The organism is Myxococcus sp. AB036A (genome assembly GCF_006547355.1).
GTDB classification, from domain to species: Bacteria; Myxococcota; Myxococcia; order Myxococcales; family Myxococcaceae; genus Myxococcus; species Myxococcus virescens.
In genome coordinates this window covers 25,343-37,617 of sequence record NZ_VHLC01000052.1, presented here as the reverse complement: position 1 = coordinate 37,617, position 12,275 = coordinate 25,343, and the positions used below count along the sequence as shown (strand labels likewise).

The 12,275-nt window shown below is 69.9% G+C and carries 8 protein-coding genes; 3 read left to right on the top strand and 5 right to left on the bottom strand.

Annotation, left to right across the window (positions count from 1 at the left end):
• Nucleotides 1-42: 42 nt before the first annotated feature.
• The 3 genes from FL344_RS21320 to FL344_RS21310 all read right to left on the bottom strand — a co-directional run bounded on the left by FL344_RS21320 (nt 43) and on the right by FL344_RS21310 (nt 4,309).
• Nucleotides 43-429, bottom strand: a complete 387-nt coding sequence (locus tag FL344_RS21320; RefSeq protein ID WP_141619829.1) for a hypothetical protein — start codon at nt 427-429, stop codon at nt 43-45.
• A 112-nt stretch (nt 430-541) separates the two neighbouring features.
• Complete coding sequence (locus tag FL344_RS21315) at nt 542-3,508, bottom strand: choice-of-anchor D domain-containing protein (RefSeq protein ID WP_194863197.1); 2,967 nt, start codon at nt 3,506-3,508, stop codon at nt 542-544.
• Nucleotides 3,509-3,664: 156 nt separating this feature from the next.
• Nucleotides 3,665-4,309, bottom strand: a complete 645-nt coding sequence (locus FL344_RS21310) for a phosphatidylcholine/phosphatidylserine synthase (RefSeq protein ID WP_141592598.1) — start codon at nt 4,307-4,309, stop codon at nt 3,665-3,667.
• 233 nt (nt 4,310-4,542) lie between these two features.
• Here FL344_RS21310 and FL344_RS21305 point away from each other — a divergent pair, with 233 nt between their 5' ends.
• Together FL344_RS21305 and FL344_RS21300 are read left to right on the top strand one after the other, a co-directional pair.
• Nucleotides 4,543-6,963 (top strand): penicillin acylase family protein, encoded by a 2,421-nt coding sequence (locus tag FL344_RS21305; protein ID WP_305021764.1) that lies wholly within the window; start codon nt 4,543-4,545, stop codon nt 6,961-6,963.
• A 214-nt stretch (nt 6,964-7,177) separates the two neighbouring features.
• Nucleotides 7,178-7,624 (top strand): hypothetical protein, encoded by a 447-nt coding sequence (locus FL344_RS21300; protein ID WP_011552966.1) that lies wholly within the window; start codon nt 7,178-7,180, stop codon nt 7,622-7,624.
• Between the two features lie 28 nt (nt 7,625-7,652).
• Here FL344_RS21300 and FL344_RS21295 read toward each other — a convergent pair whose 3' ends face one another.
• On the bottom strand, nt 7,653-8,498 hold the full coding sequence (locus tag FL344_RS21295) for a ThiF family adenylyltransferase (protein ID WP_228565245.1): 846 nt from the start codon (nt 8,496-8,498) through the stop codon (nt 7,653-7,655).
• A 566-nt stretch (nt 8,499-9,064) separates the two neighbouring features.
• On the opposite strand from FL344_RS21295, the gene FL344_RS21290 reads away from it, so the two are divergent.
• A complete protein-coding gene (locus tag FL344_RS21290) occupies nt 9,065-10,405 on the top strand; it encodes a hypothetical protein (protein WP_228565244.1) in 1,341 nt (446 codons plus the stop codon).
• A gap of 10 nt (nt 10,406-10,415) precedes the next feature.
• On the opposite strand, the gene FL344_RS21285 is transcribed toward FL344_RS21290, so the two are convergent.
• Nucleotides 10,416-12,206, bottom strand: a complete 1,791-nt coding sequence (locus FL344_RS21285; protein ID WP_194863196.1) for a sigma 54-interacting transcriptional regulator — start codon at nt 12,204-12,206, stop codon at nt 10,416-10,418.
• Nucleotides 12,207-12,275 lie beyond the last annotated feature (69 nt).

Here is a 12,275-nt window from a genome sequence, read left to right as displayed (position 1 = left end):
GGAGGGTCAAACCCCCAACTGCTCCGGAAACGGCCTTTGTGGCTACCTCCGGGCGGCCCGCACCTCGCGAGTCTCTCGCATCAGGGCCTCCAACTCGTCCAGGTGCCGCTTCAGCACCGGCATCAGTACCGGCGCCACGTCCACCCGGTCGAACAGGTCCAGGACCCGGTCCACCTTCCGCTCAATCTCCCCCGCCCGCGCCGGGCTGATTCGCCGCAGCAGCAGGTCCGCCCCGGCCTCCATCAGCACCCGGGCCACGGCGTCCCGGGAGGCGAGCGGCTCCTCCCTCCGCTTCCCTTCTCCCTTGATGACGCGCAGTCCTGGAGCCCGTCCAGAGGGGCGGGCCGCGCTCGTCATCGTTCCTTCAAAATCCTGGGAGTTCACCGGGTGCCTCCTCGGCAGCTGCAGGTACGACCTCAGGGTACACACCGCGAGGTGACCTCCAATTTTCTGGTCATCCGCACAGGCGGAAGCAGACCTGTAGCACCGGGGACTGACACCACTGTGGAGGGCCGGATGTCCGGCCCTCCGGGTGCGTTCGCTACATCGCGTCGCACGAGCGGCGGTAGTTGATGGCGATGCGGGTGCCCGCTGGCGGCACGACGTCGAACACCACGCTGTTGGTGGCCGCGTCGTAGGTCCAGCCGGACGCGGACGGCGTGCCATTCACCGTCACCGTCACGGTGCCGGGCTCCGGCATGTCGCTCAGCGGGAAGCGCTCCTGCGCGGAGAAGGCCTTGTCACCCACTGCCTGCAACAGCGGCCGGTAGTCTTCCGCGCAGACGCTCACCACCTCGCCTCCTGTGCGGGAGGTGGCCTGCGCGTAGCGCGTACCGGCGCCGCCCGCCGTCGCGCAGCCTTCAGCCGGCGGAGCGATGGCATAGAAGGTCGCGCGCTGCGGCTGGTTCTGCCCCTTGAGCTGCTGGGCCCAGTCCACATAGGTGTCCACCGCGTCGGGCGAGTGGTCGTCCTCGTCGCTGACGAACAGCACCACCAGCGCGGCCTCCTCGCGCAGGAAGCCCACGTTGCCGTCGTTGGGCAGCGGCGTGCGCGGATCATCCGCGCTGTTCACCAGCGGCCGGGACAGCGCGCGGCGCATCGCCTCGAAGCCCTGCTCCACCTCCGCGCACCGGCCTACCTGCACGTTCTGCTGGAGCTGCTGGGCCAGGTTCGGCGTCGCGCTCGTGAGGATGCGCGGCAGCGAGTTGTCCACCGGGAAGAAGCGGCCCGCCTCGCCCCCCTCCGCACCGCCCGGGCACGCGTTGGCCGGGTCCGTCGGCGTTACCGGATGGATGCCCGTCGTCGTCACCGCCACGTTGAGGCTGACGCCCCGGTCCAGCGCCGTCTGCACGAAGGTCGGAATGGCCTCCACCAGTCGCGGATGCTCCACCGCCATGGAGGCGGTGTTGTCCACCACCAGCAGCACGTCCACCTTGCTGACGTCCTGCTGGATGAAGTTGTCCGTCTTCTCCACGCGCATCGACGACTCGCCCACCAGCGGAACCATCAGCGGCGCCGGCAAGTCACTGGAGCCCACGTACAGCGGCGACAGGTTCATGCCCGGCACCAGGCCGAAGTACTCCACGCCCACCGTGAAGGCCTCGTTGGGCGGCAGCACGAAGGGGATGGAGGCCGGCACCGCCGAGAACCCGAACTCCGAATCCGTGGTGCCCGGCCCAATCCACACGTCGTTCACCGTCACCGGCGCGGCGCAGGCATTGAGGAAGTTCACCTCCATGGGCTCGGCGGGGCAGTCCGGCCGGGCCACGCCCCAGTCCATGTAGCGGCGCGAGGCCACCAGGCACACCGCCTGCGTGTTGGCCACCAGCGGCACCAGCAGCACCGGGTTGGCCGGCTGCATCTGTTCAATCTGCACGGTGCCGGTGAAGTGGCCGCCCGCCACGGGCGCCATGAAGGCCACCTGGAAGCTGAACCAGTCGCCGGGGTACATGATGCCGCCGTAGATGTCGCCGCCCGGCAGCGTGAAGACGCCGCCGCCGTCGTCTCGCAGGCGGAGGTTCTTCACCGGGCACAAGTCGGTGCCGCGGTTCTCCAGCTTGAGTCCCAGCACCGCGCCCTGCCCCGGCGGAATGGTGCCGAAATCCAGGGCCTGCGGCGTGAGCGTGAGCTCGCAGGGCGCGTGTGCCTCCGGGTTGCCGCGGAAGTCCATCTGCACCATGGCCGCGGAGAAGGCGTTGGTCGTCATCACCAGCGAGCCCTCCGCCGCGCGCAGCTCGGTGGGCTCGTAGAAGACCTCCAGGTTCACCTCGCCGCCGGGCGGCAGCGTCACCGGCAGCGCCAGCGGCGTGTGGTTGAACTGAGGCGCCCCACCTTGCTGTGGCAGCCAGTCCAGCGTGTTGATGGTGAGCCCGCCCTCGTTGGACGCGCCGCAGTTCTTCACGTTGATGATGACGCGCACCTTCGCGCCGAGCGGCTGCGTGCCGAAGTCGTAGAACGACGGGGACACACACAGCTCCGGCGCGCCGCCGTAGCCGCGCAGCTGCACGGGCGTCGTCGGATGGCGGCGGCTCTCCACGTGGTACAGCGCGGTGTCCTGCGCTGCCCCCTGGTGGTCCGGGCTGTAGCGGAACGTGAAGGTCCGCACCTCGCCCGGCTGGAGCACGAAGGGGAAGCCAGCGTTGTTCTGGGTGAAGGACGCGTCACGGCCCTCCAGCGTCAACTGCGTCACCGTCACCGGCTCCGTGCTGATGTTGCGGATGCTCGACTCGCGCACCGCGTCCCGGTCCACGGGCACCGCGCCGAAGTCCAGGACCTCCGGCTCGGCCACCACCGCGCGCTCCAGCGCCTCGGCGGCCACCTGCACCGTCACGTCAGCGCAGCCGCGGCAGGGCGACACCGCCAGCGCCACCTGCTTGCGGCCCACCCGCACCGGGTGGAACGTCACCATGAGTTCGCGGCTCTCACCGGGCGCCAGCGTCACCGGCTCCACGCTGAATTCGTCGCGGTCCGCGCCCACCAGCCGCGGCGTCACCTCCACGGATAATTCCGTGGGGTTCTCCAGCCGCAGCGGCAGCGTCTTCGTGGCGTCCGCTTCAATGCGGCCGAAGTCCAGCCGACGCGGCGACACGCGGGCCCAGGCATCCACACCGGTGCCCGTCAGGGGAATGCGCAGCAGGGGCTCGATGCGCGTATCCGAGCGCACCACCAACACCCCCGGCAGGGAACCTTCGGCGGGCGGCGCGAAGCGCACGCGCAGCGAGCACGCGCTCCCGGGTTGCAAGCTGTGCGGCCCCTCATGGGTGAACTCGGCGCGGTAGGCCCCCTCGGGGCCCTCCACCCAGACCTCGTTCACGTCAACGGGTGCGCGACCCACGTTGCGCAGCGAAATCTCCGCTTCGCGCGCATCGAAGATGGCCACCCGCTCGAAGTCGACGCCACCCGGCGTCGCCGTCAGCCGTCCGTCCGCCAGCGCCGAGCGCTCGCGATCCGCACAACCGACCAGCAACCCCACCACCGCGAGGGCGACCCAGCCCAAGCGCCCTGTCATGGCCCACCCCTTCCCCACTACCGTCAACCTTGGCCGCCGCGCGCCCCACATGGGGGACGGCGGAAGGAACGGTGGCGAAGCTAGGCACCCACTTCAGGGTGGGCAACCGGCCATGCGTGGGTAACCCCGCGCCCAGGGGTGGGTGGGTGTCCGCTATCAAATCTTCGGGATGCGCAATGTCTTGCTGATCATCGCGCTTCCGCTGGCCACGTACATCAGCGCCAACGGGTGCAGCACCAAGGGTCCCAGGCGCCACTCACCACCCCACAAGTCAGGACCGATGCGCCCCGCCCACGTCGCCGCGGCCATCACCATCACCAGCGCCAGGCTGGTGGGAATGGGGGTTCCCTCGAAGTACTTCACCTTCCCGGACTCGTCCGACAGGTCCGCCGACGTGACGTTGAAGCGCGCCAGCCGGCTGATGCCGCACGCCACGAAGTAGAGGAGCGCCGCCACGTCCAGGGAGCCGCGCATCCCCACCGCGAAGGCCAGCGCCGCCGGCGCCATGCCGAAGGAGATGACGTCCGCCAGTGAGTCCAGGTCCGCGCCCAGAGGCGACTTCTTGAAGCGCCAGCGCGCGATGCGCCCGTCCATGACGTCCATCACCAGCGCCACCGGCATCAGGCCGAAGGCCACCCACAGCCAGCTCACGTCCCCGGAAGCCAGGTACTGCATGGAGGAAAGGATGGCGCCCGCGCCCGCGAAGCCGTTGCCCAGCGTCACGAAGTCAGCGAGCACGAACGTGCGAATCATCGAAAAGTGACGGCGCGGGCGGCGGGCACGGGACGGCTCGGTCGACATATGCGCGATTTCCTACCACACCCCTCCCGCTCGGCCGGAAGCTCGTTCTTGCCACACTGCGTTGTGCCCGGCGGTGTGAGAAACCATTCCAGTTTCAGAAACATTTTGACGGTGTGATCAGCCACTCCCTACGCTCGACGACTGTCATGCACCCCAAATCTCCCTCGCCCCTCCGGCGCGGTGTGCTCCGGCGTACGCGGAGCACCCGCTGGCAGTTCTCCCTTCTCGCAGGCGTGAGCCTGCTGTTCAGCTCCGCCTGTGGTGACGACGACGAAGGCACGCCTCCGACCCCGACGCCCACCTACGAAGTCACCATCCGCCGCACCGCCCACGGCGTCCCCCACATCACCGGAAAGGACATGGGCAGCGTGGCGTACGGCAATGGCTATGCCTTCGCCCAGGACCACGTCTGTATCCTCGCGGATCAGATCCTCAAGGTGCGCGGCGAGCGCGCCCGCTTCATGGGCATGGGCCCCGGCAGCACCTACGCGGGCAGCGACTTCGCCTACCGCTCGCTGGGCCTCCACGCGCGCGCCACGGAGCGCTTCAGCACGCAGCCCGCCACCCTCCAGGCCATGCTCAAGGGCTACGCGGCCGGCTTCAACCGCTACCTCGAGGAGACGCCCAAGGATCAGCTCCCCGCGCCCTGCACCGGCGCCAAGTGGGTGCGCCCCATCTCCGAGGTGGACCTGCTGGCCTACGCCTACAGCGTGGCGCTGACGGGCAGCAGCTACCAGGTCGCCCTCGCCCTCGCCGCGGCCACGCCGCCCGACGTGACGGCGACCACCGTGGGCACGCCGGACCGCGACTACGTCAAGGTCCAGCGGCCCGAGCTGCACCAGGTGGGCAGCAACGGCTGGGCCATTGGCCGCGACCGCTCCGCCACCGGCCACGGCATGGTGGTGGCCAACCCGCACTTCCCCTGGGAAGGCGAGCTCAAGCTGTGGGAGAGCCACCTCACCGTCCCCGGTGAGCTGGACATCTACGGCGTGGGCCTGCTGGGCGTGCCCGCGGTCCTCATCGGCTTCAACAACGACGTGGCCTGGACGCACACCTTCTCCTCCGGCCAGCGCATGACGCTGTACGGGCTGCGCCTGGTGCCGGGCAAGCCGACCTCGTACTACTACGACAACGAAGAGCGGGAGATGACCTGGAAGGACATCACCATCCTGGTCCTGCTCGACAACGGCACGCTCGTCAACGTCACCCGCCGCATGTACAGCAGCCACTACGGCCCCATCATCTCCATCCCCGGCACCGCGGAGTGGACCGAGCAGTCCGTGCTCACCTACCGCGACGCCAACCTGGAGAACGACACCCTGCTGGCGCAGTTCCTGGGCATGAACCAGGCCCGCAGCATGGATGAGTTCAAGGCCGTCTACGCGCGCGAGCAGGGCATCCCCTGGGTCAACACCATGGCGGCCGACCGCGCGGGCAACACCTGGTACACGGATGCCACGCCCACGCCGAACCTGTCCCAAGCGGCCCTGACCACCTGGAACATCGCCCGTCAGGGCGCGGACCTGGCCACCACCGCCATCTGGCAGCAGATGGGACTGGTGCTGCTCGACGGCAGCAACAGCCAGAACGAGTGGCAGGACGAGCCCGGCGCCCGCAGCCCGGGCCTGGTCCCCTTCAGCAAGGTGCCCAAGCTGGACCGCACCGACTTCGTCTTCAACGCCAATGACAGCTACTGGCTGACCAACCCCGCCGCGCCGCTCAAGGGCTTCTCGCCCCTGCACGGCCTGGAGGACGTGCCCCAGACGCCGCGCACGCGCCTCAACGCCGTCATGCTCACCGAGCAGGGCGAAGGTGGCGCGTCCGGCGCGGACGGCCTCTTCACCCGCACCGAGCTGCAGGACGCCATCCTCAACAACCGCGGCATGATCGCCGAGCTGCTCGTCGACGACGTGGTGGCCCGCTGCACCGGCCACACGACGGTGCCCTACGGCGCGGACACCGTGGACATCAGCCAGGCGTGCTCGCTGCTTGCCCAGTGGGACCGCCGCTATGACTTGGACAGCGTGGGCGCCATCGTGTGGCGCGAGTTCGCGGGCACGTTCACCATGGGCGAGCTGCAGGCGAGCCCGGCGCTGTACGCCACGCCCTTCGACCCGGCCAACCCCATCGCCACGCCCCACACGCTGGCGCCCGCGCCCGCCCAGGGCACCGACCCCGTCCTGACCAAGCTGGCCCAGGCCGTGACCACGCTGACGCGCGCGGGGCTGGCGCTGGACCTCCCGCTGGGCGAGGCGCAGTTCACCCCCCGCGTGAGCGGCGAGCGCATCCCCATCCACGGCGGCGGCAACTACGATGGCGCGGCGAACATCGTCGGCTTCGGCACGCTGAAGTCCACCACGCCCAAAGCCGAGGTGGGCAGCGCCACGCGGACCGTCGTCAACGGACGCACGGCCCTGGCCAACGGCGGCTACGTCATCAACAACGGCAGCAGCTTCATCATGGCCATGGAGTTCACGCCCACCGGCGTTCAGGCCAGCGCCCTGCTGACCTACAGCGAGTCCAGCAACCCGGCCTCGCCGTACTACGCGGACCAGACGCGGCTGTTCTCCCAGAAGCAGTGGCGCCCCATCCTCTTCACCGCCGAGGAAATCGCCGCCGCGCCGGCTGAGCAGATCACCCTCACCGGCAACTGATGTCCCCGCCGGCCCCCGATTCGTCGGGGGCCGGACACCTCGCGGCCCGGCGGGGCAATGTCGGGCCGCGGATGTCCGCCCTCCAGTCTGATTCCGTCTGCTCCAGGGACGCGCGCCAATGGGTGCGCAGACCGCCAGGCGCCGCCGTTCGTTCCTGGCGAAGGGGCACCGGGATTTCCCGGTGGAATCACCGCGGCAGCAGCAGGGGGACATCATGGCCACATCCGTCTACAAGACCGCCATCATCGGCAGAGTGTTCTTCCTCCGCTGGGAGGCACCACCCAGTCAGGAAGAAATCCACACCGTCTTCCAGCAGATGAAGGGCGCGCACGAGCAGCTTCAGCACCCGCTCGTCCTCGTCGCCAGCCTTTCACCGAAGTCTTCCGTGCCCAATTCGGAGCAGCGGCGCAACCTGTCCACCTTCCATTCGGACGCGCGCCCCCTCTTCACGGAGATTCACGCCATCGTCGAAGGCAATGACCTGCAATACAACCTGCAGCGGGTCATCATCTCTGGCATCAACCTGGTGACGCGCACCTTCGACGAGGCCTTCCACCGCGTGCACAAGCACGCCGACCTCGTCGCCCCCTACCTGGGCAAGAGCCTGGGCGTGGACGGCGTGAAGGTCATCGAGGAGGCCCGGGCGCGCGGCGTGGTGTGAGCGCGGCCCGTCCTTCCGTCCAGCGACGTCAGCTCGCGGCCGGGGCACCTCCGGCCCGCGACGCCGGGACCGCCCGCCGCGCCAGGGCCGACGCGGCGGTGCCCCGGACGAAGCTGTGGTCGAAGAAGTCCACATAGAGGTACTCCGGCCACGACACCATGGACCGGGGGCCCCGCATCACCGCGCGCGTCAACTCCGTCACCATCATCCCCGCAGCGCTCGTCGCGCCCACCACGCAGGTGGGGGCGTGGCCCTGGCCCTGGAAGCACGCGTCCATGTACTCGCGGAGCATGTAGCTTCCCAGGTGGGGGATGATGGCCGGCAGGTCGATGCGCCCATCCGGCAGGATGTAGAGCGCTTCGTACAGCGGCGCGTCCGGCTGGAAGACGTGCAGCGCCGCGCCGAATCCCAACATCAGCCCCGTCATCACCGGCACGCCACGCTGGCGGCAGGCGCGGTGGAGCACCTGCTTCTCATGCGCCCCCGCGATGTCGATGACCTCCACCACGTAATCCACCGGCCCCAGCGCACCGCCCCCGCCAAGCACGTCCTCCACGTTGGCCTCGGTGATGCCCTCCGGCACTTCCCGCAGCCGCAGGGCCGGGTGGATGTCCCGGCACATCCGCCCCACCACCTCCACCTTGGAGCGGCCCAACGTGCTTTCGAAGCAACCCACCTGCCGGTTCATGTTGTGGCGCTCGTAGACGTCGAAGTCCGCCAGCGTCACGCCGCCGAACCCCAGCCGCGCCAGGTCCACCGCGCACTGGCCACCCGCGCCGCCCACGCCCGCCACCAACACATGCGTGCGTGACAGTTTGTCCAGCGTCTCCGCATCCACCACGCCCAGATTGCGCTGGAACCGCTGCTCGAACATGGGCCGCCTCACGTTGAAGTCTGGCTTCCATGTGCCCCCCACCCAGGAGGGTGGCGAGAGCCCCACGGGCGCGTGTGTTCAGCACCCCTCCCACGTCACCTGGTGCCGTTCGGACCCCGTCAGTCCACCCGTACTGGAGAGCTAATCGGTTCTTGCCCGTTCTGGTCGCCTGTGGTCATTTGCGCGCGCTCGTCACCCACGCCTCTCAATCCCTGCTGGGTTCCTCGTGACGCCCCGGAAGCCGCACCGGTGATGCGCGGGCTTCAGCGATGAAGCACGCGCCGAAGTACCCCACCTGGCAGGGGATGTCAGAGGTTCGATCCACAGTGGCATTCACCCATGAAGTCCCTGTCTGGATAACACTCCAGGAGTTACAGGGGTTTAATGATTGGCGTGAATTCTGCTCGGGGGGGCGACACGTCAGGGGCGTCATGGGCCGGCGTAACTCGACTCCCCCGAACCTCTTCAGCCGATCCGAGGTCTGTATGCGTTCCGTGTTCTTCCTCTGCGTCTCGTTGGCATGTCTGTCGTTGGCTCGAACCGCCGAAGGGGCTCCTTCTGATGACATGCGACACGCTGTCTCACGGGCCGCGGCACTCCAGGGCGTGGCGCTGGCGGAAGGCGCGCCGGTCAGCGCCGCGCTCCTCGGTTCCAGCAATCTGGGAGGCAGTGAGCGGGTGGCGCTGTTCGGCGACGTGGCCCACTACCGCCACCGCCTGCAGGTGGGGCCGTCGCAGCAGGACGTCATCACCCTGCACCGGGTGGTGCGGGAGGACCGGGCGTGGCGGCCGGCGCGTGCGACGCGCGCGGTGTTCATGGTGCACGGCGACGGGTGGGGATTCGAGGCCGCGTTCCTCTCCAGCATCGGCTCCGCATTCGTTCCGCCGGAGCAGTCCATCGCCGCGTACCTGGCGAAGGAGGGCGTGGACGTGTGGGGCATCGACCTGCGGTGGGCAGGCGTGCCGCAGGACACGCAGGATTTTCGCTTCATGAAGAACTGGACGCTGGAAACGCATGCGGCCGACGTGGGCGTGGCGCTGGGGGTGGCGAAACTGCTGCGGCTGGCGGGCGGCAACTTCATGGGCACCATGCACCTGCTGGGCTGGAGCCGGGGCGCGGTGGTGGGCTACGCGTACCTCAACCGCGAGGCCCGGCTGCCGCGCGCGCTGCGCCTGGTGGACGGCTTCATCCCCATGGACATGGCGGTGCGCTTCTCTCCAGAGGACGCGCAGCAGCAGGCGTGGGCGTGTGAGCGCTATGAGGCGCTGAGCAATGCCCGCCAGGAGGGCCAACTGGAGGGGGGCCTGCTCGGGCCGGCGCCGGGCATCATGCTGCAGGCCATTGGCCAGCTCGCCGCGGTGCAGCCGGCCGCGCCGTCGCCGCTGGTGCAGGACGACATCTTCGGGCCGGGCACGGGCCGGCCCTCGAACCGCAAGCTGGCCCTGGTCGCGGCGGGCGCGACGAGCGTGCTCTTCGCGCCGTTGCAGCCGGTTGTCCCGGCCTACCACCTGATGGGCAGCACCCCGGACACCCTGGGCCTGCCGGAGCGGCTGGCCTTCACCCACGAGGGCTACCTCTTCGAGTTCGGCCAGCGCGCCGCCCCGTACCAGAGCATCAACGAGGTGGTGGAGACGGAGGCGTGGGCCTGCGGGAAGCACGTGCCCTACGGCGACCGCCTGCGTGACGTGAAGGTGCCGGTTCTGTACGTGGGCGCCGCGGGCGGCGTGGGCCGCTACGGCGAGCACAGCGTCACGCTGCTGGGCAGCCGGGACGTCACCCTGCTCAACATCAGCACGCTGCCGGAAACCGCGCGCGCCCTGGACTACGGGCACGCGGACCTGTTCCTGGCGGACGACGCGCGCGTGCGCGTCTGGAAGCCCATGCTCCAGTGGATTCGCGCCCACTGAGGCGCAAGTGCTAGGTGTCTCCCTTCCACAAGCCGTGGCGCCGGACCCGCCGGCCCAGCGTCACCGGGTCCATCCCCAGCGCCACGGCCGCGCGCCGCAGCACCCCGCCGTGGCGCTCCAGGGCCTCGCGGATGAACTCCCGCTCCACGCGATCCAGCCGCGCGCGCAGCGAGCCATCCCCACCCGGCTCGTTGCGCAGGGCCAGGGTGGAGCCCAGCACCGGCGGCAGCAGCCGCCGCGACACCACCTCGCCCGGGCGGGAGAGCAGCACCGAGCGCTCCATGACGTTGCGCAGCTCGCGCACGTTGCCCGGCCAGGCGTAGGCCCGCAGCGCGTCCACCGCGTCCGGCGCGATGCCGCTGGCTGAGCGGCGCAAGGTGCGGTTGAACAGCTCCAGGAAGTAGAGCGCCAGCTCCGGAACGTCCTCCGGCCTGTCCCGCAGCGGGGGAATGTCCACGGTGAAGCTGTTGAGCCGGTAGAAGAGGTCCGCGCGGAAGCGGCCGGCGCGCACTTCCTCGCCCATGTCCTTGTTGCTGGCGGCCACCACGCGCACGTCCACGTGGCGCACCTGGGTGCCGCCCACCGGACGCACGTCTCCCGTCTCCAGCACGCGGAGGAGCTTGGCCTGGAGGTTGGCGGTGGTGTTCTCGATTTCGTCCAGGAAGATGGTGCCGCCGTTGGCGAGCACGAAGAGCCCGGGGTGGTCCGCCACCGCGCCCGTGAAGGAGCCCTTCACGTGGCCGAAGAGCTCGCTCTCCAGCAGCGTCTCCGACAGCGCGCCGCAGTCCTGCACCACGAGCGGCACATCCCCCCGGCCACTCAGCCGGTGGAGGATGCGCGCCAGCACCTCCTTGCCCGTGCCCGTCTCGCCCTGGAGCAGCACGGCCACGCGGTGGGGCGCCACCAGGCGCACCAGCTCCATCACCCGCTGCATGGCGGCGCTGCGGAAGCCCACCTCGTCCCCGCCGCGCCCACCGGGGGCCGGCGGCAGCTTCTGCGACAGGGCGCGCTCGCGCAGCAAGCTGCGCTCCAGCTCCAGCGCCATGCGCCACTGCTCGGTGCGCACGCCGTGCTCGCGCCCCGCTTGAAGCACCGCCTGGTGCAGGGCCTCCCGCGTGGGTGAAGGCCCGAGCGCGCGGAAGATGCGCCCGGCGTTGAAGAGGGCCACCAGCCGCTCCGGCGCGGCCGGCGCGCAGTAGACGATTCGCGATGCCAGGTCACTGGGCGGCCCCGCGCCGGAAGGGTCCGCATCCGCGCGGCGGGCGGCCAGGGACTCCACCAGGGCCAGGGCCTGCTCCTCGTCCTGACCGCACACCACCAGGCACGCCGCGTCCCCGCGCGTCACCAGCGCGTGGGCGTCCGACGGGCTGGCGGCGAAGTGGAGCTTGGCCACCCCGTCCAGCGCGGCCGTCACCGCGCGCGCCTCCTGCTCCGTGGCGAAGGCCACCACCACCTGGAGGTGCGACGAGGCGAGGTAGCGCGCCAGCTTCACGCCGTCCGCTTCCTCGAAGGCGCGGAAGCTCACGCCCATGGCCGCCACCGCGCCGGACGCGTCGTGACGCCAGCGCACCACGCCGCGCACGCGGATGTGCTCACCGGAGTCCGGAAGGGAGAACGACAGCTCCACGTCCTCGCCCTCACGCGGCCCTTCGGACGGCGTGTGCGGCGTGGCGATGAGCCCGATGCCCGTCTCACTGATGTTGACGGCCCAGCACCCATGGAGCGCGGGCTGCGTCACCACCTTCACGTACAACGGCTTGCGTTCGCTTCGAGGGGCGTAGGCGGACACAGGCCGCGTCATGACCACCACAGTCTACTTGAGGGATGAAGCGGCGTTGACAATTTGCGACGCGAGAAGATTCGCCAGCCA

Coding starts and splice junctions, on each gene's coding strand:
- FL344_RS21285 (WP_194863196.1), bottom strand. CDS start 12,206: ATGACGCGGCCTGTGTCCGCCTACGCCCCTCGAAGCGAACGCAAGCCG.
- FL344_RS21290 (WP_228565244.1), top strand. CDS start 9,065: ATGCGACACGCTGTCTCACGGGCCGCGGCACTCCAGGGCGTGGCGCTG.
- FL344_RS21300 (WP_011552966.1), top strand. CDS start 7,178: ATGGCCACATCCGTCTACAAGACCGCCATCATCGGCAGAGTGTTCTTC.
- FL344_RS21295 (WP_228565245.1), bottom strand. CDS start 8,498: ATGTTCGAGCAGCGGTTCCAGCGCAATCTGGGCGTGGTGGATGCGGAG.
- FL344_RS21310 (WP_141592598.1), bottom strand. CDS start 4,309: ATGTCGACCGAGCCGTCCCGTGCCCGCCGCCCGCGCCGTCACTTTTCG.
- FL344_RS21315 (WP_194863197.1), bottom strand. CDS start 3,508: ATGACAGGGCGCTTGGGCTGGGTCGCCCTCGCGGTGGTGGGGTTGCTG.